19 protein-coding genes and 3 pseudogenes are annotated in these 24,476 nt (G+C 39.3%); 2 read left to right on the top strand and 20 right to left on the bottom strand.

All coding sequences use genetic code 11. The annotated features are described in order from the left end of the window. Window positions 1-44 precede the first annotated feature (44 nt). Window positions 45-290, bottom strand: a complete 246-nt coding sequence (locus tag AB2N10_RS16280) for a DUF2960 domain-containing protein (RefSeq protein WP_354623411.1) — start codon at window positions 288-290, stop codon at window positions 45-47. Window positions 291-505: 215 nt separating this feature from the next. Between AB2N10_RS16280 and AB2N10_RS16275 the strand changes: the two genes are divergently transcribed. Beyond that, window positions 506-1,363, top strand: a complete 858-nt coding sequence (locus tag AB2N10_RS16275; protein ID WP_369434117.1) for a mechanosensitive ion channel family protein — start codon at window positions 506-508, stop codon at window positions 1,361-1,363. A gap of 190 nt (window positions 1,364-1,553) precedes the next feature. On the opposite strand, the gene AB2N10_RS16270 is transcribed toward AB2N10_RS16275, so the two are convergent. From AB2N10_RS16270 to rimK, 3 genes are read right to left on the bottom strand one after another with little or no spacing between them, the layout of a single operon-like run. Beyond that, on the bottom strand, window positions 1,554-1,898 hold the full coding sequence (locus AB2N10_RS16270) for a RimK/LysX family protein (RefSeq protein WP_354623407.1): 345 nt from the start codon (window positions 1,896-1,898) through the stop codon (window positions 1,554-1,556). 26 nt (window positions 1,899-1,924) lie between these two features. Continuing rightward, entirely contained in the window at window positions 1,925-2,953 is a 1,029-nt protein-coding gene (locus tag AB2N10_RS16265) for a succinylglutamate desuccinylase/aspartoacylase family protein (protein ID WP_354623406.1), read from the bottom strand. Between the two features lie 6 nt (window positions 2,954-2,959). Then, the gene (gene rimK, locus AB2N10_RS16260) at window positions 2,960-3,865 is read right to left on the bottom strand and encodes a 30S ribosomal protein S6--L-glutamate ligase (RefSeq protein ID WP_354623404.1); all 906 of its coding nucleotides are present in this window, start codon (window positions 3,863-3,865) and stop codon (window positions 2,960-2,962) included. A 147-nt stretch (window positions 3,866-4,012) separates the two neighbouring features. Here rimK and AB2N10_RS16255 point away from each other — a divergent pair, with 147 nt between their 5' ends. Then, the gene (locus tag AB2N10_RS16255) at window positions 4,013-4,864 is read left to right on the top strand and encodes a LysR family transcriptional regulator (protein ID WP_354623403.1); all 852 of its coding nucleotides are present in this window, start codon (window positions 4,013-4,015) and stop codon (window positions 4,862-4,864) included. Window positions 4,865-4,877: 13 nt separating this feature from the next. Here AB2N10_RS16255 and AB2N10_RS16250 read toward each other — a convergent pair whose 3' ends face one another. The 16 genes and pseudogenes from AB2N10_RS16250 to AB2N10_RS16175 form a co-directional block, all read right to left on the bottom strand. After that, window positions 4,878-5,840, bottom strand: a complete 963-nt coding sequence (locus AB2N10_RS16250; protein ID WP_369434116.1) for a zinc transporter ZntB — start codon at window positions 5,838-5,840, stop codon at window positions 4,878-4,880. A gap of 30 nt (window positions 5,841-5,870) precedes the next feature. Beyond that, entirely contained in the window at window positions 5,871-7,217 is a 1,347-nt protein-coding gene (locus AB2N10_RS16245; RefSeq protein ID WP_354623400.1) for a magnesium transporter, read from the bottom strand. Window positions 7,218-7,352: 135 nt separating this feature from the next. Then, window positions 7,353-7,964 (bottom strand): YitT family protein, encoded by a 612-nt coding sequence (locus AB2N10_RS16240; protein WP_354623399.1) that lies wholly within the window; start codon window positions 7,962-7,964, stop codon window positions 7,353-7,355. A gap of 81 nt (window positions 7,965-8,045) precedes the next feature. Further along, window positions 8,046-9,442: pseudogene (locus AB2N10_RS16235) on the bottom strand (sodium-dependent transporter). A gap of 294 nt (window positions 9,443-9,736) precedes the next feature. After that, window positions 9,737-10,714: a MalM family protein gene (locus tag AB2N10_RS16230; RefSeq protein ID WP_369434115.1), complete on the bottom strand. Its 978-nt coding sequence runs from the start codon at window positions 10,712-10,714 to the stop codon at window positions 9,737-9,739. An 88-nt stretch (window positions 10,715-10,802) separates the two neighbouring features. Further along, window positions 10,803-12,068, bottom strand: a complete 1,266-nt coding sequence (locus AB2N10_RS16225; RefSeq protein WP_369434114.1) for a carbohydrate porin — start codon at window positions 12,066-12,068, stop codon at window positions 10,803-10,805. A 732-nt stretch (window positions 12,069-12,800) separates the two neighbouring features. Beyond that, window positions 12,801-13,667 carry a protease modulator HflC gene (gene hflC, locus AB2N10_RS16220; protein ID WP_354623393.1) on the bottom strand — a complete coding sequence of 289 codons (867 nt, stop codon included), beginning with the start codon at window positions 13,665-13,667 and terminating at the stop codon, window positions 12,801-12,803. Then, window positions 13,667-14,842: an FtsH protease activity modulator HflK gene (gene hflK / locus AB2N10_RS16215; protein ID WP_369434113.1), complete on the bottom strand. Its 1,176-nt coding sequence runs from the start codon at window positions 14,840-14,842 to the stop codon at window positions 13,667-13,669. Before hflK ends, hflC begins: the two co-directional genes overlap by 1 nt. Window positions 14,843-14,943: 101 nt before the next feature. Continuing rightward, window positions 14,944-16,235, bottom strand: a pseudogene (gene hflX / locus AB2N10_RS16210) (ribosome rescue GTPase HflX). A 139-nt stretch (window positions 16,236-16,374) separates the two neighbouring features. Next, window positions 16,375-16,602 (bottom strand): RNA chaperone Hfq, encoded by a 228-nt coding sequence (gene hfq / locus AB2N10_RS16205; RefSeq protein ID WP_354623391.1) that lies wholly within the window; start codon window positions 16,600-16,602, stop codon window positions 16,375-16,377. Window positions 16,603-16,827: 225 nt separating this feature from the next. Next, window positions 16,828-17,745, bottom strand: coding sequence for a tRNA (adenosine(37)-N6)-dimethylallyltransferase MiaA (gene miaA / locus AB2N10_RS16200; RefSeq protein WP_369434112.1), 918 nt, complete (start codon window positions 17,743-17,745; stop codon window positions 16,828-16,830). Next, entirely contained in the window at window positions 17,738-18,343 is a 606-nt protein-coding gene (locus AB2N10_RS16195; protein WP_369434111.1) for a hypothetical protein, read from the bottom strand. The genes miaA and AB2N10_RS16195 overlap by 8 nt, the downstream gene beginning before the upstream one ends. 266 nt (window positions 18,344-18,609) lie before the next feature. After that, a pseudogene (mutL, locus tag AB2N10_RS16190) lies at window positions 18,610-19,602 on the bottom strand (DNA mismatch repair endonuclease MutL); the annotation flags it as partial. Between the two features lie 23 nt (window positions 19,603-19,625). Then, complete coding sequence (locus tag AB2N10_RS16185; protein ID WP_354623388.1) at window positions 19,626-22,508, bottom strand: LysM peptidoglycan-binding domain-containing protein; 2,883 nt, start codon at window positions 22,506-22,508, stop codon at window positions 19,626-19,628. Continuing rightward, the gene (gene tsaE / locus AB2N10_RS16180) at window positions 22,505-22,963 is read right to left on the bottom strand and encodes a tRNA (adenosine(37)-N6)-threonylcarbamoyltransferase complex ATPase subunit type 1 TsaE (RefSeq protein ID WP_354623387.1); all 459 of its coding nucleotides are present in this window, start codon (window positions 22,961-22,963) and stop codon (window positions 22,505-22,507) included. The genes AB2N10_RS16185 and tsaE overlap by 4 nt, the downstream gene beginning before the upstream one ends. Further along, complete coding sequence (locus tag AB2N10_RS16175; protein ID WP_354623386.1) at window positions 22,897-24,453, bottom strand: NAD(P)H-hydrate dehydratase; 1,557 nt, start codon at window positions 24,451-24,453, stop codon at window positions 22,897-22,899. Before AB2N10_RS16175 ends, tsaE begins: the two co-directional genes overlap by 67 nt. Window positions 24,454-24,476 lie beyond the last annotated feature (23 nt).

Here is a 24,476-nt window from a genome sequence, read left to right as displayed (position 1 = left end):
TGGCAATCGGCATAGCAATGACCCTAACTGCCAGGTTGGAAAAGTTACTTTTCCTCTCGAATAATTTTAATGTCAGAGAACCCCATCCGTGCAAATTCTGTATCACGGAAATTTTTAATAATCCCTTGCCCTCTGCAACTCAATTCCAGCTGTTTTTTCATCTCAAAATAATTTGTTAAGTCAATGCCTTCTGCTTGTGCAACGGCTTCATACACATCATGAAAGCGGTGATAAGAAAATTGCATTGTTTTACTTGCACCTTTAAATACGTAACTCACTTGCCTTGCCATAAATTCACCTTAATAATGCCATTCTGCATAAGTATCTAATCTATCTTATTGATTAAAATAATAAATAGCCAGCTATCACTGATATACGAAACAATCAGTGATAAGCTAACAGATAAAAAAGAGTCGTAATAATCATAAGAAAAATAAAAAGTCAGGTATAATTCCCTCTATTATTTACGCCTATCAGTAGCTCTAAAAAACAATAAGGTTTTACCGTGTTAGAAAAAGTAACCTCAACTAGCGATCATTATTTATCCATTTTATCGGCGATTATAGATAACAAATTTGTTATTGCACTGGTTTTTTTTAGCGCAATTATGATCATAAAAATGCTATTGATTCGTTTGGTCGAAAATAAGAATAAGAGCAATAAAAAAATAAAAATAAACATGATCAACAACATCGTCACCGTTGTACTGTTAATCGTTGTATTTAACATTTGGGCAGAAGAGATTCAAAAATTTGCATTTTCAATCGCCGCATTTATTGTTGCTATTGTTTTAGCAACACGGGAATTTATCCAATGTTTTATCGGCTTTATGTATATTCTCTCAAGTCGCCCTTATCGCATTGGCGATTGGATTCAAGTCGGTAACTATTATGGTGAAGTGCACTCAACAGACTGGATCAAATTAACACTATTAGAAGTAAATATAGATTCCTATGAATTTACCGGCAAAACGCTCTATTTGCCTAATAGCCAGTTAATTACTTCATCCATTAAAAATTTAAATTTTTTAAAACGTTATGCAATGCACCACTTTACAATCACCCGAGATCAAAGCGTCAACCCATTTACGTTTCTTAATGCCCTCTACGTAAAAGCGAATGAATATTGTGCCGATTTTAGAGAGGTTGCCATTCGATATAATCAACTCATTGAAAATCGATTGGATGTTAATATAACTGGCCCAGAGCCTCACATCCAAATAGCTACATCAGAGACTGGAGATACACAAGTAATATTTACCATATTCTGCCCAACGGTTCGCGCGCTAGAAATAGAACAACAATTAACAGCCGATTTTATGTCCATGTGGTTTGCAGAGAAAAAATGTGCAAATAAGATCTAATACCAATTTTCATTATTTCGCTGTTACCCATGAGACTTCAATAACATAGGATGCTTTTTCTTGCAGACCTTGCATCTGAAGTATCATGGGGATAACTACTCTTTTATATCATTAGATTGTAAAAAAACCTTTGCTGGGTCAACTAAATAATTTTTGCCAAGCGCTTCACGTCCGAGCAACATTAGATAATTCATATCAGATCATCGGTTAAAGTAATTTCAATAGGCCATGTATCACAGCCCAATGTAATTGGAGTCTCAATAACATAGCGCTGTTCAGCGGTACCATTAGAGGATTTTATTTTTCTAATGTCACTGATTGGTGCTTTACAAGCAAGTAATCGATTAACATTATGAATATCGGGGTGAATATCAAATTTCACCCAAGGTTTCCCTTTAACTAAATATTTAACAATATTATCGACATGTAAAGAAGAGGTCTTTGCCCCAGTATCAACCCGCACTTGTAAGTCATCTATCTCTAATTCAGGTAAGGCAATGGACTCTAATCGTCCAACAATTTTCTTGTTTTTCATTATCGTATTAAACTCTCTTTAGAAAATTAACGTTTAATATCATCTTTTTGAACTAACATCTCTTGCACGGTTTCAATATCATCGGCAATTTTTTCATCATCTTCAGAAAAATAAGCAATATGAAACATCGCTTCCCCCTCTTGTACTAAAGGAATATTTTGCTTACCAATCACAATACCCGAGCGAACCGCCTGTACAACACCGAACACATCACCATAGGGACTGCCAATTTCAGCCAAAATATCTCCCTTCATGATTTGATCGCCTAGGTTACTTATATTATTAACGATACCACTTGCATTAGCTCTTAACCAACTACTATGATTGGCGATATAGGGTTCTATCTTTTTCCTTTTTATTGATCGTTTGCGCATCATACTTAAATGCTGCAGAACATTTTCAATTCCCTTTATTCCAGCTCTTATTGAAAACTCATCAAATCTTAAGGCTTCTCCTGCTTCATATAACAAAACCTTAGTACCAATTTTAACGGCGGCCTCTCGCAAAGAACCATCAACCAAGTTTGAATTTAAAATAACAGGCACACCAAACACCAGAGCAAGCTCTTTGGTTTCAGAATCAGATAAATTTGCTCTAATTTGCGGTAGATTGGAGCGATGAATCGCTCCGGTATGCAAATCAATGCCATAATCACAATGTTTCACAATTTCATTTAAAAATATATGCGCTACTCGCCCAGCCAAGGTTCCCTTCGCAGAACCAGGAAAAGAGCGGTTAAGGTCTCTTCTGTCTGGCATATAACGGCTCTGGTTAACCACACCGTAAACATTAACCATCGAAACGGCGATAATGGTTCCTCTGATTAGTTTAAAATTAGGTTGTCCCAATAAGCGCCTTATAATCTCAATACCATTAAGCTCATCACCATGTATAGCTGCACTTATAAAAACAATAGGTCCAGCTTTTTTTGCCCTGATAATATGAACGGGCAAAGAGACCTCCGCATCAGTATATAGTTTGGCAACGGGTATTTTTATTTTACGATTTTCTCCAGGTAAAATATCAAATTCACCAATACGTAATGCGTTAGCCATTTTTTATCATCCTTTTCCACGTGTTTTATTTAAACTATTTCCAGCATTTTTCTCAATAAACTCAATAATCATGCTTGCGACATCTTTTTTTGTTGCCGTTTCAATCCCTTCTAGTCCCGGTGAAGAGTTAACTTCCATTACCATTGGACCACTTGCCGATTGCAATAGGTCAACACCACACACGTTCAATCCCATCACTTTGGCGGCATTAACTGCCGTTTCTCTTTCAGCTTTAGACAAACGAATTACTTTTGCAGAACCACCACGATGCAAGTTAGATCTAAACTCACCTTCGGCCCCCTGACGTTTCATTGCAGCAACCACTTTACCGCCCACCACAAAACAACGAATATCAGCGCCACCGGCTTCTTTTACAAATTCCTGTACTAGGATATCAGCCTTAAGCCCCATAAACGCTTCGATAATACTTTCTGCGGCTTTCTCGGTGTCAGCCAGTACCACACCAATGCCCTGCGTTCCTTCTAATAACTTTATAACGACAGGCGCACCACCAACATTTTTAATTAAATCTTTAACGCTATCCGGTTTACAGGCAAATCCGGTTCTTGGTAGACCAATGCCTTTTCTTGATAATAGTTGTAATGAACGTAATTTGTCTCGAGAACGGCTAATAGCAACGGATTCATTAACATTAAAGGTTCCCATCATCTCAAACTGCCTTGCTACAGCAGTACCATAAAAAGTGACAGAGGCCCCAATACGTGGGATAATTGCGTCATACTTAGGCAATTCCTCACCATAATAACGTACGGTTGGACGGCTACTCGTTATATCCATATAGCAATGTAAAGTATCTATGACGTCAACTTCGTGGCCACGCAATTCGCCAGCTTCTTTTAAACGCTTAGTTGAATATAAGTTCGCATTCCTTGATAAAATAGCAATTTTCATAATAATCTCAATAGTAAATATGCCCAAGAATAACGATATAATATGGACATTGAATGTGATTTGGATTCTACTCACAAAACTCCATATAATAAAACTATTTCGCTACAATCCATTTAACATTTATGTAACTTATATGAAGTGAATAAAATGATGAAAATAGAATTACTAAAAACGTTCCTTGAAGTGAGCAGAACATTACATTTTAGATTAGCATCTGAATCGCTTTTTATCACTCAATCCGCCGTAAGTGCGCGTATAAAGTTGCTTGAAGATGAACTCGGTGTCTTGTTATTTGATCGCAGTCAAAATCACCTAAAGTTAACAGCAGAGGGTGAGCGCTTGATTAAACATGCCAATGAAATCATTTTGATGTGGCAAAAAACTAAACAAGATATAAGCATCACAGACAACAATTCACAACAGTTAGCGATCGGTTCCATGATGTCAATTTGGGATATTGTTCTACAAGAGTGGTTGCAAAAAATTCATAAAAATAGAGACGATATTAGCCTATTAACAGCAACCTACAACCCTGTCGAGCTGCGCAAAAATATTTTAAACCGTATCGTTGATATTGCCTTTTTATTCGAACCTACTTTTGCTGAAGAACTAATCACGGAAAAAATAGCAACGGTACCGTTACATTTAGTTACCAGCGAACAACAAAATGTTAATCATCCCTTTACGCTGAGTAATTATGTTAAAGTCGATTATGGTGAATCGATAAATTCGCAATATATGCGAGATTACCACGATGCACCAGCAGCTAAGCACTGCATAAATCAGCCTATAGTCGCGCTTAACTTCCTATTAGGGGTTGGAGGAAGTGCCTACCTGCCAAGACAGCTAACCGAACACTACTTGGCGAGTAAGCAACTCTATTTAGTTAACAATGCGCCAGTTTACTCGCGTGATATTTACGCAAATTATCTAGCCAAAAATGAAAAAATTGAGCTTATTGAAGATACTTTAAAACTATTTAGCCATGTAAATATATAAACAATCTTTCCCTTTAAAACCATTTTTTCTTCTTAAATAAAATAACTTGTAATGCAACAACAACCACTAAAAAGAAGACGAAATAGAGAAAAGCATCCACATTATCTGAGCCGGGTATACCACCAACATTGATGCCCAATAGTCCCGTAAAAAAACCCAGTGGTAAAAAAATAGCTGCGACGATTGATAATACATACATACGATTATTTAACTGCTCATTGATGCGATTATTAAGCTCCTCCTGTGAAACTGCAGCTCTATCTTTTATCGATTCTAGCTCTTCTATGTAACGAATTAATTGATCTGCGCTTTCACGTAAATGAATTTTATCTTGCGAAGAAAATAAAGTGAATTTGTCACTTAGTAACTGCTGAATAGCTTCACGTTGTGGCATCAGGTAACGTCTCAGCGAAATAACCTGACGACGTAAATCAGCAATTTCACTCCTCAAACCATAGGTACTTGTCGTTAAAATAGTCTCTTCAATTTCAGATACTTTCTCTTCGATATCATTGATGGTGTCAGTCATCCTTGCCATTAACCGCTCCACCAATTGCACGACGACTTCTACCGGGGATGTAGGCCCAGCTCCCCTGTTAACAGCTTCCACCAAATCATGAACAGACATGATCAATCGTTTTCGGGTACTAATGATCCGGCCTTTCTCAACCCATATACGAATTGATACCATATCTTCAGGGTTACTATTTGGGGCAAGATTAACACCACGTAAAGCGATTAACACCCCTTGGTTGAGCATCGTTGCCCTTGGGCGAGTCTCTTCATTAAGCAACGCACTGATAACAACTGGATTTAGCTGACTCTGATTTTGTAACCACTCTCGAGTGGCAGGCAGGCTATAATCAAAATGCAGCCAATGGATTCGAGTGATATCAATTGCATCACTCGAATCAATTACTTCACGAACATTATCATCATTAAAGTAAAAACCATATATCAAGCCTTTCTTATCCATGACAACTCACCTATTTTATGCTGATAGCGATTAAATTAAAAATAATGTACCTAGACCGAGAAATGCAATAAAACCAAACACATCCGTAATAGTGGTTAATATCACGGCGCCCGATAAAGCGGGATCAATTTTGAATTTATCTAACACCCAAGGCACCCAAACCCCCGATAAAGAGGCGATGATGATATTGCCTAAAATCGCCAGAAAGATAGTTAATGAAAGTAGAAATTGATCGAACCATAGATAGGTAATAATACCAATCACCATTGCCCATAATACGCCATTAATAGCACCAACTTTTAACTCTTTATTAACAATATCTTTTCGATTGCTGTTTGTGATCTGCCCTAACGCTAAACCTCGAATTATAATTGTGATCGTTTGACTTCCGGTGATCCCCCCCATCGAGGCCACAATCGGCATAAGCACAGCTAACGCGACAACTTGTTGAATCGTAGCTTCAAATAAACCGATAAACCATGAAGCCAAAAAGGCAGTTGCCAAATTAATGCCAAGCCAAACCGCCCTGTTTTTACTACTTAACCAAATACTACCAAAAAGATCTTCCTCGTTATTTAAACCCGCAGCTTGCGTGATCAGATCCTCATTCTTTTGTTCTTTATATTTATAAGCAAAATGCAGATCTAAGCGTCCAGTTAAACAACCATTCTCATCTATCACCGCTAAAGCCGATTTACCTGAAAAAATAATTTTATCGACAGCATCATCGATATCATCGCTACTTTTAAGAACCTCAAAATCACTGTTCATAAGATCCGTTATGTTACTGTCGGGATCTGCACTGAGTAGCTGATTAATCGCTATATCACCAATTAAAACAGAGTCAGCGTCGACAATATAAGCAACCTCTGTTAAAACAGGTAAATTCACTGAACAAATTTTTCTTGCCGATGAGACTTTCAACTTTTTAGGGATTTGAATATCCTGAAAATTCTGCCAATGCCCAACTTCGTCAACGGAGTAATCCTGTGCTTTTTTATATAAACTGCGTTGCTTTGCAGTCATATTTTTAATAGCGTAATTTATAAATCGATCATTAAGGCTTTCAGATAAATCCAAAAGGCAAGTAGCATCTAGTTTTTCAAATAAAGGAAAACAATACTCATCATCAAAGCTATTTAAAAGCAGTTGTCTAGACTCAGTTTTCATTTCCACAAAAATATCTTGGCGAGTTTCTAAACTAAAGGATTGCCAAATTTTTTCTCGTATTACTAATGGAAATGATTCTAATAAAACAGCAATCTGTTCAGGTTGCAGTTCATCGGTGATCTCTTGAATAAGCTCATTTAAATCAGTATTTTCTTCTAATTTAATATTAATTTTATCAAGGTAAACTGATATTAATTCGATCGACATAAATGAGTCCTTTTTTATTATAATCAGTAAGCTAAATGTTACAGTTTTGTAATATATAACGAATAATCAGTTAAATATAGATGAAAAAATGGTTTTACATTATTATGAATATAGCCGCAAAATTAGGGAAATTTATTATTTTCCGCTATAACGTCCTGGTTTATGATTCACAAGTAAGATTAAATTCAAAGATACAGCAGCGACTATTGATAAGAGTATCGACATCCAATCAACAATAAAAATGGCAAGAAAAACCACCATGCAATCTACCCCCATTTGAAATTTACCGATGGAAATTCCATACTTCGCAGATAAGTATTGTGCCAATATATTCAAACCGCCTAAACTTGCTTGGTGACGGAATAACATGAGTAAGCCTGAACCAATCAACAACCCGCCCATAATCGCAGCATATACTGAATTTAATAAAGTAAACTGTAACATGGCAGAGGTAAACTCGACAAAAATAGAGAGTAACAAAACTGATATAAATGTTTTTATTGTAAAATTTCTTCCCAGTTGACAATAAGAAAGATAATAAAAGGGAAGGTTAATCGCAAAGAATATGACACTGAAACTATACTCTGATGCGTATTGCCCTAAAAAAGCAAGGCCTGCTGTACCACCAAGGAGTAAGCCGGCGCTATTAAAAAAATTAATCCCTAATGCAACCAATAAAGTCGCAATCACAATCGCTTGAAAATCTTCAAAATAGGAATGCTGATCAGCATTTATTCGTTTAGACATTGACTTCTATTTATCCTGTTATTAAAAAAGCCGCTTCAATTGAAGCGGCTTTGTCATTACATAACTAATGGTTACCACAGGCTAGCTGATAAAATCTAGCACACCCACTGAATTAGCAAAGACAAATAAAATACCTAATGGTGCAACAAAACGCAGTAATACCATGACTAGACTAAATTGCCACGGCGCTAAACTAAACTCGCTTTTAACAACTTCAGTTTTAATTATCCAACCCGCAAATACCGATATCAATAACCCACCTAGCGGTAACAATATATTCGCCGTTAAATAATCAAGGGCATCAAAAATATTACCGCCCATGAAACCAAAATTAATTTGCGCCCATTCACTTCCTGCTAATGAGCCAATCGTACCCAAACTCAATAGCCAAATGCCACTACCAGCAATAATCGCAGCTTTAACACGTGTTAAACCTTGGCGCTCTACTAAGTATGCCGCAGCAGACTCCAGTAATGCAATTGCCGATGTAAAGGCCGCGAAGACCACCATGATAAAGAATAATGTTCCAACAAAATCACCCATTGGCATAGAGCCAAACGCGATTGGTAACGACTGGAACAATAGACCCGGACCACACTTGGCTCTAGACCATGTGCAAAAACAATTGGGTAAATAGCGAGACCAGCAATCAATGCCACAACCGTATCTGCTATAGCTATCATAATTGATGTTTTAGCGATAGAGACACCTTCGGGTAAATATGCACCATAAACCATCATAATACCTGAGGCCAAACTTAACGTGAAAAATGCATGTCCCAGTGCGACTAATACACCTTTGATCGTTAGCTTAGAAAAGTCGACATCAAACATAAAAGCAAAGGCAGATGCAAAATCACCGACAATCGCGGAATAGCACATAATACAAATAAGCAGTACTAACAGTGCAGGCATTAAGTAAGTTACCGCTGTTTCTAGACCATCTTTAACACCTTTTGATATAACATAAACAACGGCAACCACCGTTAATGTCGTCCAAATAAGCAGTTGTGGAATACTGCTAACTAGATTACCAAAAAGCGTGCCGATAGCTTCTGCATGTGTCGTGCTATTGGCAGCAGCGGCACTAAATTCACCAGTACCCGCATATAAAACATAGGCAGCAGCCCAACCCGCAATAACCACATAAAAGCTAAGAATTAAAAAGCCTGCTAACACGCCCATTGAGCCTATCACAGACCAGTGTGAAGAGTGCCCTGACTCAACCGACACCATCGCAGCAGCATTGGCTGGTGTAGAGCGACCACGTTTACCAATAGCCACTTCGGCCATCATCACGGGGATACCGATAAAGAGGATACAAAGTAGATAAACGAGAACGAATGCGCCACCACCATTTTCGCCCATAATATAGGGAAACTTCCATAAATTGCCTAAACCAACCGCAGCGCCAGTTGCTGCTAATATGTATGCGTATCTGCTTGACCAGCGATTGGAAACGTGTGTTTCTGTATGCATTTATAATATTCCATTTATAATGTAAAACATAACAATAGCAATTTGTAGGCCAGAAATAAAATTATTTATTTTACAAATAGACAACAGGCACAAAACATTTCCTACAACGATTTTAAAGTAACAAACAGTCTATTTAAGATTCATTATCAAAAGGAAACGCACCAAAAAAGATCATAAACATTAAAAATATGGTGCATTCAGGTTAATCTGTAAACTGAGGGATAAAAGGAAGAAGAAAAACGCGGTAATAAATAGTACCGCGTTATATTGCCAAAATTACATTCACATACAAGATTAATTTAAATTTTTAATCTCTTTCTTATAATGCTCTTTTGCCTTCGTTGATCCAGCTCTTTGTGCCTCTTCAACTAAACTCCAGGCGCGAGCTAGATTATCTTCTTTTACTGCAATAGTGATTTGCTTAAGATAAAAGGCTTCGGTATCGGGCAATATTGTCGGTATAGCCGTAGGCTGAGCAACTATATCGGATTTACTTTCAACGACACTTGTACCAACAGTCTGAGGAAGAGGATCAATTGCTGTTTTCTTCACTGATAAAGTTACATTATCATGCTCCGCACTTTTAATACCACTTTCACCAGTAGTCGGCAAAACAGCTGGAGCGGCAAAAAATACATTGCTAATTTTAACGTTCAAATGACCTAATGCGGAATTTTTTGCATAGAATTTTTTCATATCTTCAGGTTGCATACCTAAAGCAATGTCATAATCATTACGAGGATTTGGTAGCTCAGTTTTACTATCCAGTAGCTCATTGCGAGTGTAAACCACAATATAACGGATTTTTGTAGCCAATTCCTCTGAAAATTCACGCTTCATCCGCAGGTATTCATCAGTAATTAACTCATGACTATTCATTTGGGCTACTTTTTGCAAGTTTTCATCTAAAAACAGTACACTAGGCACAAATACACTTCGTCCAATTAAACTTTCTAATTCAAAGGTAAATTGATTCAATGACGATGATAACATGAGTGGAGCAACATAGGATTTTCCCTCAGGAAAATTAACTACGGGTGACTTCTCTGTAATATCAACTTGAATAGTATTTTCCAATGGCGCTAATTGAAATGGTAAATTTTTCAAGGCAACAGGAAGTGCCTGTCCAGATCTTAATTTTGCAGTAATTTCATGCTGACCTGAAAACTGAGAATCCCAAGTACGGAATGGGTTATTGACATCAAACACTCCGCCACTAGAAGAGCAGCCAGCAAGTAATGCTGCTGCGAGAAAACACCCTAACTTTTTCAAAATATAATCCTTTAAATTAAAAAGGGCAGCGAATTAAATTCGTTGCCCTTGAAGCTTAAGTTTTAGCTAGAGTGGAAGATAAAACGACTTACCACCAAGCTTCAACCATTGCCCCAACCTTATTAGTGTCATCAGACTTGTTATTAACATGTTTTGTTGAACCTGTTACAGCATAGAAGCGTACTACAGGGCGAGACCACATAAAGTGACCTAGTTGGAAATTTTGTGATAATGTCACTTTCCAAGCAGTACTATCATTATCGGAGTTATCAACTTGGGAATATTGATAACCAGCTTCTAAAGCAGTTGCCATATATTCATTCCAACTAATTTGTGGGCGTACCGTGGCGTTATATTCCATTTGATCATCAAATTTTGCATCACCACAACCTTCATCATCTTTACAATCGGTATATAGATACGCAGCGGCATATTCCATTGAAGCCATTTCGGTGAAGTCAACGGCACCATTTAAGAACAACATATAACCAGCCGCTTCGTGATCTGCGTTACCCCCAATTGTCCAACCCGCTGCATTTGCACCAGATAACGCAAGAGAATCAGTTTCATAACGGGCAGAAAGTTGGAACCAACCATTTGATAAACTATGGTGATACCCCGTATAGAATTGCATTGCTGTATCATTTTTAATATCTTGATCGTCAGCAATATTACCAGATAAACCAGCGAAGGTAGTACGGAATTTCAACTTGCCGCTCTCACCGACTTTAATATCATGTAGATGTAATAGAATTGCACTGATATTACCATCATTTTGATTTGAACTAAGAGCACCATTACCACCTTGGATCCAACCTGCATCAAATTTAGCCCAACCAAAATCAAGGTTATCAACACCAGCACCGGCACCATCGCCACTCATCATAAAGTAATCGTTTAAGCCAGTTTGTTCACGTCCATAGAAGCGTTTCCCCCCCCATACATATGCTTCTGGTTGCGATTCAAAAATCCCTTTACCACCACCATAGAATTGTTTGACTTGAACATCTGCGCTACGCCAGCCTTCATCGATTTTAATGCTGCCATCTTCATTTTGCTCCGCAGTAGTCGATGTAGCAAACCCAGGAGTGTCAAGCATGACTTTCATGTCAAATGTTGCTTTATCTACAACGAAGTCCTGGGAGAGTGCCCACTCCATCCAGTTGCCTTCGTTACCTAAACGGCCGACACCATTTATCTTTGAGTTATCAGCTTGAATGCCATAGATAGTATCGTCAGAAGCTTCTGATGCATATCGACCATAACCTGAAAAATTTGGAGTTCCTGCAAAGGAAGTAACAGAAGTTGCAGTACACGCAAGTGCAACAGCAATTGTAAGCGCTTTCATTTTCATAGTGTAATTTCCATATAATATAATTGTCAATGTTACTTTTTAGTTAAACTAATTAATAATAAACTACCATTTATCAATAATTAACAAAGATAATATAGATTAATTACTGACTTTTCTGTGAAGTAAATCAACACATAAGAAAGCGCTTACATCAAAGATCACATTTTTAATCCTATACACACCATGTTCGATATTAACAAATTATAAAAGGCAGAGTAATTACCTACAAAAAAACAATACGAAGTAAGGCTAAAATAAAGCTAAAACTTAGGATAAATACAATAGGATGGATATCTAACATAACGACTACTTTTATTAACTTTTGCTATCAATGCGCCCTTTTTCTATTTAGGCTTACCCTTTTATACAAAATCTCGATGTAGAATAACTATACTTCAATTATTTGCTTAGCATCTCGGTACTATTTTTCCTTGCTGACTCTGTATCTTGAAGTATCATGGGCATATAGATCACAAATAAAAATACAACAGTTTAGCAATCATAAGGCCTATTATCTCACTTATCATAAACAATGGTAATTATCGTTAATTTGATCCAAGCAATAGGACACTTTCACCTTTCCCCCATTACGATGGCTACATAGCTGAGCTCAGTGATCAGAGTTGCAAGTGAAATATAAACTTTCAGTTATTTTAATAACTAATTATGAATCAAAAAAAAGCCCCATGTCATCGATATAACACAGGGCCTTTTATCAACAAAAAATGGGTTCTATTTCTGCTGATTCATATATTTAAAGAAGTCAGAGTCAGGACTTAACACCATCACGTCATCTTTACTAGCAAAACTCTTTTTATAGGCTTCCATGCTACGAAGAAAAGCAAAAAATTCTGCGTCTTGTTGGTAAGATTCTGCGTAAATTTTAGAAGAAATAGCATCTCCATTACCCCGTATTTCAGCCGCCTCTTTATTTGCCTGCGATAACATGACAGATACTTTACGGTCAATATTAGCACGGATCACCTCAGATTTTTCTTGTCCTTGTGAACGGTGCTCTTTTGCCACCGCGAGTCGCTCAGCACGCATACGTTTATAAATACTCGAGCTTACCTCTTCTGGTAAGTTGATTTTTTTAATTCGTACATCAACAACTTTAATACCAAGTTCACTTGAGCGAGCCATGCGCTTAAGCGCTGTTTCCATCACTTCACCACGCTTACCAGAGACAATATCTTTAATGGTATGAGAACCAATTTCATTACGCAATCCATTGTTAATTTTACGTTTTAACAATGCTTCTGCCTGTAATTTATTGCCGCCTGTTGCTAAGTAATAAACAGCAAGATCTTCAATTTGCCATTTTACATAGGAGTCAATAATCAGATCTTTTTTCTCAGAAGTAACAAAACGGTCAGCTTGATCGTCAAGTGTTTGGATACGCGTATCCATAGTTCTTACTGAATCAATGAAAGGGACTTTAAAATGTAATCCAGGTGCAAAAACCAGTGGCACACCTTCAGCATCACGTTTCACTTTGCTAAATTGCATTACGATACCGTGGTGACCTTCAGATACAACAAACGCACTACTAAGAAAGCCTAAAACGAGCAAAACAGGTAGTATTAATAATTTATTCATTAGTATTCTCTCCCCGTGCTACGGCTACTGTTATGTAGGCGACTATCTTTTGATGAAGAACGCTCATCTAAGCCAGCTTTTTCATCTGCTCGAGAACGAGTTTCTATTTCTGAAACGACTTTTTGTTTGACTGTGCTAGCACCACTATTAGTCATTAATTTATCAAGTGGTAAAAAGGTCAAATTGCCACCTGAATTATTATCAATTAATACTTTAGAGCTATTTTCCAACACGGACTCCATTGCTTCAAGGTATAAACGTTGACGGGTTACCTGTGGGTTTATTTTATATTCAGGTAATAATTTATTAAATTTAGCAACATCACCTTGCGCTTTTAAAATAATCCCCTGTTTATAAGCCTCAGCTTGCTGTTCAATACGTTTAACTTGACCACGCGCGATAGGCTCCCTTTCTCTTTCGTAAGCTTCAGCTTCACGAATGAAACGCTCTTCATCCTCTTGTGCTGCAATCGCATCATCAAAGGCATCTTTAACCTGCTCGGGTGGACGCGTTTGTTGCAAATTCACATCAACAATTTCAATGCCCATATCATACGGAGCAATGATATTATCTAATCCTTCCCAAGTCTCTTGACGAACCACTTCACGACCTGTCGTTAATGTATCATCCATGCTTGAATGACCAACAACAAAACGTAATGCGCTATCAAGTGCTTGCAATAAGCTATTATCCGCATTAGTTACACTAAATAGGTATTTTTCCGGTGCGATGATGCGATATTGAACTTCCATAGATACTTGTACAATATTTTCGTCTTCAGTCAACATGAAACCGCTGGTTGGCATGGTACGAAATGCTTCAACATTAATGGGAATAACGTTATCAATAAATTTAGGGTTCCAATGCAAACCAGGCTCTACTTGAGAATGATAAGCACCAAAACGTAGTACAACACCTCGATCAGATTCTTGGATGGTATACCAGCCGCTAGCAAACCAAACGACCGACAGTACAGCGGCAATAGCAATAGCAAGAAACTTACCCCCACCACTTTGACCACCTCTAGTCGGTGGTTTTTTACCAAATAATCCCCCCAGAGTATCACCTAACTTTTTGAAAACCACATCAAGGTCAGGGGGACCCTGATCTTTATTCTTCTCATCATTTTTCCACGGGTCTTGATCTTTATCTTTTCCCGGTTCGTTCCAAGCCATATTTAGCTCCCGATTTAGTAACACAAACAAATTATTAAGCCAATGTAACAATGTTCTATCAAATAATAAAGAAAACATGACATATTATGTAACATTCACGTTTATTTACTCTCAATTATATACGCTTCAAGGTCATCACCTTGCTGTTTTAACAAGCGAGACCACTCAACATTATTGATACGGATATCTAAAATGCAATCACCATTTTCCGCATAGGATTCATTAACAATACATTCTAATTGATAAAATAGCGCTCGTAATTTTCCCTGCTTAGGGGGAATAGCTAATTTAAGCACGCGGATCTGCTTAGATAATAGCATTTTTAATGCGACAAAGAGTAAATCAGTGCCAATTCCACTTTGTGCCGATAACCAAACACGCAGCGGTTTTTCTTGATCATCAAAATCGATATGCGGTTGAACATCTTCCAATGCATCAATTTTATTCATAATCATTAATTGTGGCACCTCACCGGCATCAATATCGGCCAAAACGCTCTGCACGGCATCAATGTTATCTCGATAATTTTCATCGGAACAGTCAACCACATGTAAAAGCAATGTTGCTTCACGCGTCTCTTGTAGGGTGGCTTTAAATGCTGCAACCAAATCATGTGGCAGATGGCGAATAAAACCGACGGTATCGGCTAAAATACAATTCCCCACATCTTCAACATCAATTTTACGTAGTGTTGGATCGAGTGTTGCAAATAACTGATCCGCGGCATAAACAGTCGCACCGGTAATCTCATTGAACAGCGTGGATTTCCCTGCATTGGTATAGCCAACTAAAGAAATAGTTGGAATTTCATTACGTTGCCGTGCACGTCTACCTTGATCGCGCTGTTTTTCAACCTTCGATAAACGCAACTTAATGGTACTAATTCTGGCACGTAACAAGCGCCTATCGGTTTCTAATTGTGTTTCACCAGGCCCACGCAAACCTATTCCGCCTTTTTGCCGCTCAAGATGAGTCCAACCACGAATAAGACGTGTTGCAAGGTGCCTTAATTGAGCAAGCTCAACTTGTAATTTACCTTCATAAGTCCGAGCACGCTGAGCAAATATATCCAATATAAGTGCCGTTCATCAAGTACCAGACATTCACAAAGTGCTTCTAAATTACGTTGTTGAGCGGGTGATAGAGCATGATTAAAAATAACCACATCGGCCTCTAAGGCCCTCACTGTATCGGCTATCTCTTGCGCTTTGCCTGTTCCAACAAAAAAACGTGCATGGGGAGATTTACGCGCACCAGTTACCGTTGCAACGGCATTAGCACCAGCTGAACTTGCTAACAACTTTAGCTCATCAATATCCTCTTTTTTATTATCATCGGAAAATGTGATGTGCACCAAAATAGCCTGTTCACCGGCTTCGTAACGATCAAACAAATGGAGCTCCAAAATAAGAAAAATACAAAAAATAAGTCTTCATCTTACCACAAGCAGAGGAAAGGTCAGAAAAAATAGCGTTTATAATGGCTTGCACAAAGACAAGCCAAAACAGAATAATTGCAGAAAGATTAAATGGCTATTCAACATGAGGAATGGGTGGCACGGGACGTGATGGCACGACCGTTGAAATAGCATGTTTATAAACCATCTGACTTACGGTATTTTTTAGCAATATAACAAACTGATCAAAAGATTCAATTTGCCCTTGTAATTTAATACCATTTACCAAATAGATAGCAACTGGAATACGCTCTTTGCGTAAAGTATTTAAAAACGGATCCTGTAATGATTGCCCTTTAGCCATTTTTTATTCCCTATTATTGTTATTAATTAGCTAGTGGATGAAGTATAAACAATGAACAAATAAAAACTGATTTAATCAGCCAAAATTTTGATCTGTAACACTTTCTAATATCAGGATACTCAATTTTATATAGTTCATCGCTTTTCTAAGGATTGTTTAAAAATGCAATTAATCCGCCCTCTTCACCTTTAATAAACCATTAACGACAAGCTTAATTAGCTGCGCCTATAACACGGCTTTTATAATATCAAAATTTTCTTCGCTGCCACTTTCTAACCAAGTAACATCTTGCCAACCCCGCAGCCAGGTCATTTGCCTCTTAGCTAGCTGCCGTGTCGCCACGACACCACGGAAAACCATCTCCTCATAATCCATCTTCCCTTCTATATACTCCCACATTTGTCGATAACCAACACAACGCATCGATGGTAGATCTAAATGTAAGTCTCCACGATCAAATAATGCCCGTACCTCCTGTTCAAATCCTGCCGCTAACATCATTTGAAAACGCTGTTCAATACGTTGATGCAGCGCTATTTTTTCACTTGGGGCTATCGCAAATTGCTTTATTTGATAAGGAATAGGGTCATTTTTTATTGCCGTTAACGCGGTTAGACTTTTACCGGAGATGCGGTACACCTCAAGCGCTCGCGATAAACGTTGTGGATCGTTAACATGAATGCGCGCAGCAGAAACGGGGTCGATTTCTCGTAACTGATCATGCATCGCTTGCCAACCTTGTTGCTCTGCTTGCGCTTCAATTTCAGCCCTAATAACATGATCTGCACTCGGTAAAAGTGATAAGCCATCAAGTAATGCTTTATAGTAAAGCATCGTGCCCCCCACTAATAAGGGTGTATTACCACGTTCACAAATAGCCTTCATTAAACGCAAGGCATCTTCACGGAAATCTCCCGCAGAATAAGCTTCAAGTGGATCAAGAATATTAACCAATGCATGGGGGGCTTGTTGCAACTCAGCAGCGGTTGGTTTGGCAGTACCAATATCCATACCTTTATAAATTAGCGCTGAATCGACACTAATAATTTCACAATGGCACTGCTGTGCAAGTTTGATTGCTAAATCAGTTTTTCCAGAGGCCGTCGGCCCCATCAAAAAAATAGCGGTCGGATTTTTATTCATTTGCAAAACCTTGCAATAAGAGGGATAAATCGGGTTCAACAAACAGCCTCGCTTGCTGATTATTAAGTTCATCAGTGAATGAGTCGACCAATAAATCAAGTAGTTGCTGAGCAGATTGTTCTGTCCAAATATTTTCTTTTAACTGGTTATTTTCTAATGTCTCTACTAAAAAACAACAAAACTCATGAACTTCTATCTCATTTAGTGCTGCTTGATATCTATTAAGGTGGCTAAACAAAATCGGTAAAATTTTACCAATAGGAGCTTGCCTAAGCAGTGCAGGGACTTTACTCACTATTAATTTCTTACCTTGAACTTTAAAAGTAAAACCTAAACGATGAAACAAAATTTGAAAATTATCGATGATGTGACGATCCTTTTCATTAAGTTCAATACGTACGGGCAATAACAGGGGTTGTGCAATCACCTCTCCATTATTCCAGGCTGAAAATAATTGCGACTGCTTCACCATCCGCTGCGCACGCGATAATGACAAAACCAGTAATGGCGCATCGCTATCTAACCATGCTTGCTTTGCATTCAATTTAACTAATAGGTATTCGCCAGCAAACAGAGTGACGATGCTAAACACCTTCACTGATGAAGATGGTTGACCAGCTGAGAAGGAGGTAGAAATTACGGGGTGCGCTTCACTAACAAAACTACAGTAAGCATCAACCTGATTGCGATCCAGTGGTTGTTTTGAATAACTTGATGAATAAGCGGAGCTTTGTCGTGGAGAGTATGTCGCTGTATCTATTTGTGCTGGCTCGCTGTCCTCATTATCAAATGAAGAATCGTGATAGTCATGTGACGCTCTTTTTCTTCGCGCGGTTCGTATTCGTCATTATTATTGAGTAATGGCTGGGTTAACGTGTCAGCTAATGTGCTAACAATAAAATCATGTACCCAACGTGCTTGATGAAAACGAACTTCATGCTTAGCGGGATGAACATTTACGTCGACTTCACTCGGATCGCACTCAATATAAATAACATATCCTGCAAATTTTCCTTCAGGTAAAAGAGTAGCATAGGACTGTTTGATGGCATGAGTGATCAATTTATCACGGATCATCCGTCCATTAATATAGCAATATTGTACATCATTAAGTAGTCGAGCAGCGCTCGGATCTGAGATCCAACCGGATACTTTCAAGGTGTTGTCACTATTTTGAAAATATAATGCATTCTGTACAAAATTTTCACTACATATCGCAGCGAGTCGTTTCTCTTTTTGCCTATCAGTTTGCGCGCCTCGATACTGACGAACCACCTTACCGTTATGCTTGAGGGTAAAGGCAATATCAAAATAACTTAAGGCAATACGGCGAATAACCTCATCAATATGCTGAAATTCTGTCTTCTCTGTTTTTAAAAATCGACGTCGTGCAGGCGTATTAAAAAACAGATCTAAGACTTCTACGGTTGTCCCTTGTGGATGTGCAGTAGGCTGAATATGCACCTGCATATCTCGCCCTTCGGCTACGGCTTGCCATGCCTGATCTTGTTCTACAGGCCTAGAGGTAAAAGTCAAACGAGAAACCGAACTTACACTGGCTAAAGCCTCGCCACGGAATCCAAGACTGACAATGGCCTCTAAATCATCTAAATGGCTAATTTTACTTGTCGCATGACGACTTAATGCTAGCGTAAGCTGGTCTTTATCAACACCATTGCCATTATCTTTAACGCGAATGCATTTAGCACCGCCCTTATCGATCTCAATTTCGATACTTGTCGCACCAGCATCCAAACTATTTTCAACTAGCTCTTTAACAACAGAGGCAGGACGTTCAACGACTTCGCCAGCGGCTATTTGATTAGCCAATCGCGCAGGTAAAATTTGTATAGGCATCAGTAACCTTATCCCTAGAAAATTTAAGTGACTGGAATTGTTAATACTTGTCCAATTTTCAGTGAATTAGATCTTAGTTTATTGGTTATTTTTAACGCTTGAGTTGTCGTACCATAACGTTTTGCAATAACCGATAAAGACTCACCTGGCTGTACTTTATGGGTACTTATCTGTTTACTTGCAATTTTAGCGGCTTGAGCAGGCGTTGGAATTTTTATTTTTTGACCAATGCGCAGGGAAGTTGAACGCAAATCATTATGATTTTTTAACGTCTCTACACTGCTATCATATTTCGCGGCAATGACAGACAGAGACTCACCACGCTGCACTTGGTGAACTTGCTCTTTGATTACCACGGGCGCCACAGGCTGCACGGTTGTCACGGCTACCGAGCCTGCTGGGATCTTAATTTTTTGACCAATACGCAGGGAGGTTGAACGCAAATCATTATGATTTTTTAGCGTCTCTACACTGCTATCATATTTCGCGGCAATAACAGAAAGTGACTCACCACGCTGCACTTGGTGAATTTGCTCTTTTGCCACGGGCGCAACAGGCTGCACGGTTGTCACTGCTACTGAGCCTGCAGGGATCTTAATTTTTTGACCAATACGCAGGGAGGTTGAACGCAAATCATTATGATTTTTTAGCGTTTCGACACTGCTATCATATTTCGCGGCAATGACAGACAGAGACTCACCTCGTTGCACTTGGTGAACTTGCTCTTTGATTACCACGGGCGTCACAGGCTGCACGGTTGTCACGGCTACCGAGCCTGCTGGGATCTTAATTTTTTGACCAATACGCAGGGAGGTTGAACGCAAATCATTATGATTTTTTAGCGTCTCGACACTGCTATCATATTTCGCGGCAATAACAGAAAGTGACTCACCACGCTGCACTTGGTGAACTTGCTCTTTGATTACCACGGGCGCAACAGGCTGCACGGTTGTCACGGCTACCGAGCCTGCAGGGATCTTAATTTTTTGGCCAATGCGCAGGGAGGTTGAACGCAAATCATTATGATTTTTTAGCGTCTCGACACTGCTATCATATTTCGCGGCAATGACAGACAGAGACTCACCTCGTTGCACTTGGTGAACTTGCTCTTTGATTACCACGGGCGCCACAGGCTGCACGGTTGTCACGGCTGCTGAGCCTGCTGGGATCTTAATTTTTTGACCAATGCGCAGGGAGGTTGAACGCAAATCATTATGATTTTTTAGCGTCTCGACACTGCTATCATATTTCGCGGCAATGACAGACAGAGACTCACCACGCTGCACTTGGTGAACTTGCTCTTTGATTACCACGGGCGCAACAAGCTGCACGGTTGTCACGGCTGCTGAGCCTGCTGGGATCTTGATTTTTTGACCAATACGCAGGGAGGTTGAACGCAAATCATTATGATTTTTTAGCGTCTCGACACTGCTATCATATTTTGCGGCAATAACAGAAAGTGACTCACCACGCTGCACTTGGTGAACTTGCTCTTTTTGCACAGGAGTACTGGCAACAGTAACAGGTAGCTCTTCTATTATCAGGTGGTAGTTGGGTGGAATTTTTATGACTTGACCAATACGCAACGAAGTTGACTTCAAACCGTTATAGCTCTGTAAACTTGTACTTGAAACACCGTAGCGTTGTGCAAGCAGCGATAATGATTCCCCACTACGAACGGTATGTTTAATTGCGCGCTTTTTCTGAGCGAATAAGGTGCCCTGGGGTGGAGACTCTTTAAAGTGTTTATAAATACCTTGGAACACGGCACTGGCAATCTTATTTTGGTGTTCAGCTTGGTTAAGTAAGCGCTCTTCGGTTCGGTTCGTTATAAACCCAGCTTCCACTAGAATGGAAGGTATATCTGGTGATTTAAGGACTGCAAGGCTCGCATGAACAGGTTTCCCCTTATGTAACTTGGTCACTTTTTTAAGCTCAGTAACAACCAAATCACCAACTTTATAACCTACATCCATGGCATTTCCCATAGACATATCTAAGAACATCTCCGTTAAAAATGGAACACTACTAGATTCTTCAATCAACCCACCTGTACCGCCTAACAATTCTGAATGAGCTTCATGTTTTTCCATCCAACGACCAAGTTCAGTATTCGCTCGACGGTTTGATAAAACCCAAACCGAAGCCCCCCGAGGACTACTAGAAGTAAATCCATCGGCATGAATAGAAACGAGAAAATCCGCTTTTCCTTTCCTCGCTATCGCAGAACGTTTATTCAAATCAACAAAATAGTCCCCCGTGCGAATCAAAAATGCGCTCATCCCCTTTTGACGGTTAATATGAGCTTGTAAACGTTTGGATATTTCTAGGGTAATTTTTTTTTCATAGGTCGATTTGCCTAGCGCACCGGGATCATCACCACCATGCCCTGCATCAATAGCAATTATAATATCACGCCCTATAACAGCTGGTGGTGCAACAGCTTTATTTTCTGCGACAGCGGGTTTGCTTTTATTTGCATCAGCTTGGTGTGGTAAATCCAGGACCAAACGGTGTCCGTAAGGTTTAGCAGGAGGTAGGGTGAATACTTTCGCGCGACTCTCTTTATTAAGGTCAATCACTAAACGGTAGGTACCCTTTTTACCACTGGCACTTTCTCGCACATTGTTAATTAGCGGGCCTTTATTTACTATTTTCTTTAAATTAACCTGACTACGTGCATTGTTAATATCAATAACGACACGATCTGGTTTTGTTAAATAATGAATATCATAGTCAGGTTTCGCCGTGAGGTCTAAAACAACACGCGTATTATCCGGAGAAGGCCATGAACGAACGCCCTTTAATTGATTTTCTTGCGCAGCGTTGGCGAGGTTATTTATGCCCTGTAGAGAGATAAACAATAGCAATGCGAAACGCAGCAAGAGAGCGGTATGAGATCTCATAATTTATTTAACACCTGATCGCCCTTGGCATTATTTGCACGTAACTCAACAATGCGTTGCTGACCAACATAAGTAAGTGTTAAATCGATATCTGCTTGAGGCAAAATGCCTTCTCCGCGCTCAGACCATTCAACTAAACAATGGCTGTTATCAGCAAAATAGTCACGGATCCCCATAAATTCAAGCTCTTCAGGATCGCCGAGTCTATATAAATCAAAATGATAAACGTTCCAATTCTCTAATTGATAGGGCTCAACCAATGTATAAGTTGGACTTTTTACATTCCCCTTATGCCCAAGCCCTTGAATAAAGCCACGTGTTAAGGTGGTTTTACCCGCACCTAAATCACCATGTAAATAGATGCATATTGGTTCATGACAGGCGGCACTTAATCGTCTGCCAAATACGACGGTCTGCTCTGCATCTTGTAATTTTTCTGTAAATAATTCAGACATTTTGGATTAACTAACTTCTTAATATAAGGGAATAGGTCACTGGCTAATAAACCACGTTGTTCATAACGTGCAGCTAAATCGCCCGCTTCACCATGAAGACATACGGCTAACTGTACGGCAACTAACGGATTCAAACCTTGTGCTAACAGAGCAACTATAATACCAGAAAGTAAGTCTCCCATGCCACCACTTGCCATCCCCGGATTGCCTACATTAGCCACATAGATATGCTGATGGTCACAAATTAGACTACCCGCACCTTTTAAAATAACAATGCCGCCAAAACGACGCTGTATTTTACGCACAGCGGCAAAGCGATCCGCTTCAATATCCTGCACCGTACAGGCAAGTAATTTAGCCGCTTCGCCAGGATGGGGAGTTAACACCCAATTATTTTTATAAAGGTTATTTTCGGCTAATAAATTTAAGGCATCGGCATCGACCACACAGGGTAACTCAGACATTGTGATTAATTTAAACAGCTGTTGCGCCCATACATCTTGCCCCAAACCGGGACCAATAACGAGGTGTGTTGGCCAATCCATGAAATTTTTTTGTTGTTCTTGGATTATTACCATTAATTCAGGGCAGCCAATATTAATGTAGCCTTGATTTTCCACTCGCGTTAATATTTTAACCAAGCCAGCACCGCTTCGCAATGCCGCTTCACCCGCTAGTCGTACTGCGCCAGACATACCTAAATTTCCACCAACCAGCAATACTCGTCCAAACATTCCCTTATGACAATAACGGCTTCTAGGTAATAAATGAACACATAACTCTTGATAACCAATACGACTCACCTCACTGCTCGCCAACTTACTAAATTGAGCAGAAATACCCAATCCAGTGAAATAAATTTGCCCACAGTAATCATTTGCATGGCCAGTAAAGAGCCCCTGTTTTAATCCCACAAAACTGACCGTTGCCTGCGCCTTGACGGCATGGCTATGCAGTGTTCCACAATTAGCATCTAAACCAGAGGGAAGATCAACACTCAACACCGCGATGGAACTCTCATTAATTTGCTCAATCAAGATTTGGTATTCAGGACGAAGCTCACCAGTAAAGCCCGTCCCCAATAATGCATCGACCAGCAGATCGGCACGCGAAAAATCGGCTTCTGTTACCGACTCTATGCAACCACCAGCAGCAAGCCAACTATCTCGAGCGATTGCTGCATCACCACGAAGATCATAACTTGAGCCCATTTGACATAATTGCACCGACAATCCAGCCTGCTTCGCAAGCTGCGCCAATATATATCCATCACCACCGTTATTGCCCTTACCCGTGAAGATGAGAATCTGTTTAGCATCACAAAAATGCATTTTTAACACCGCCAAACAAGCTTCTCCTGCCCGTTGCATTAGGCCATAAAGTGTAACTCCCGATAACATCGCTGCTTTACTTTCAAAGATCTTAATCTGCTGAGAGTGATATAATGTCTGTGGTAAACTAGCTCGCGTTTTTATCTGCTCTGAATACATTTTATCGTCCTATTGAGAATACC

The sequence above is a fragment of the Psychromonas sp. MME1 genome, from assembly GCF_041080865.1.
Taxonomy (GTDB): Bacteria; Pseudomonadota; Gammaproteobacteria; order Enterobacterales; family Psychromonadaceae; genus Psychromonas.
The sequence above is the reverse complement of the archived record's forward strand: the minus strand, read 5'-3'. Positions and strand labels throughout refer to the sequence as shown.

Coding starts and splice junctions, on each gene's coding strand:
- AB2N10_RS16270 (WP_354623407.1), bottom strand. CDS start 1,898: ATGAAAAACAAGAAAATTGTTGGACGATTAGAGTCCATTGCCTTACCT.
- AB2N10_RS16280 (WP_354623411.1), bottom strand. CDS start 290: ATGGCAAGGCAAGTGAGTTACGTATTTAAAGGTGCAAGTAAAACAATG.
- rimK (WP_354623404.1), bottom strand. CDS start 3,865: ATGAAAATTGCTATTTTATCAAGGAATGCGAACTTATATTCAACTAAG.
- AB2N10_RS16175 (WP_354623386.1), bottom strand. CDS start 24,453: ATGTATTCAGAGCAGATAAAAACGCGAGCTAGTTTACCACAGACATTA.
- AB2N10_RS16255 (WP_354623403.1), top strand. CDS start 4,013: ATGATGAAAATAGAATTACTAAAAACGTTCCTTGAAGTGAGCAGAACA.
- AB2N10_RS16245 (WP_354623400.1), bottom strand. CDS start 7,217: ATGTCGATCGAATTAATATCAGTTTACCTTGATAAAATTAATATTAAA.
- tsaE (WP_354623387.1), bottom strand. CDS start 22,963: ATGTCTGAATTATTTACAGAAAAATTACAAGATGCAGAGCAGACCGTC.
- AB2N10_RS16250 (WP_369434116.1), bottom strand. CDS start 5,840: ATGGATAAGAAAGGCTTGATATATGGTTTTTACTTTAATGATGATAAT.
- AB2N10_RS16265 (WP_354623406.1), bottom strand. CDS start 2,953: ATGGCTAACGCATTACGTATTGGTGAATTTGATATTTTACCTGGAGAA.
- hflC (WP_354623393.1), bottom strand. CDS start 13,667: ATGAATAAATTATTAATACTACCTGTTTTGCTCGTTTTAGGCTTTCTT.
- miaA (WP_369434112.1), bottom strand. CDS start 17,745: ATGAATAAAAATCCGACCGCTATTTTTTTGATGGGGCCGACGGCCTCT.
- hflK (WP_369434113.1), bottom strand. CDS start 14,842: ATGGCTTGGAACGAACCGGGAAAAGATAAAGATCAAGACCCGTGGAAA.
- AB2N10_RS16185 (WP_354623388.1), bottom strand. CDS start 22,508: ATGAGATCTCATACCGCTCTCTTGCTGCGTTTCGCATTGCTATTGTTT.
- AB2N10_RS16240 (WP_354623399.1), bottom strand. CDS start 7,964: ATGTCTAAACGAATAAATGCTGATCAGCATTCCTATTTTGAAGATTTT.
- hfq (WP_354623391.1), bottom strand. CDS start 16,602: ATGGCTAAAGGGCAATCATTACAGGATCCGTTTTTAAATACTTTACGC.
- AB2N10_RS16225 (WP_369434114.1), bottom strand. CDS start 12,068: ATGAAAATGAAAGCGCTTACAATTGCTGTTGCACTTGCGTGTACTGCA.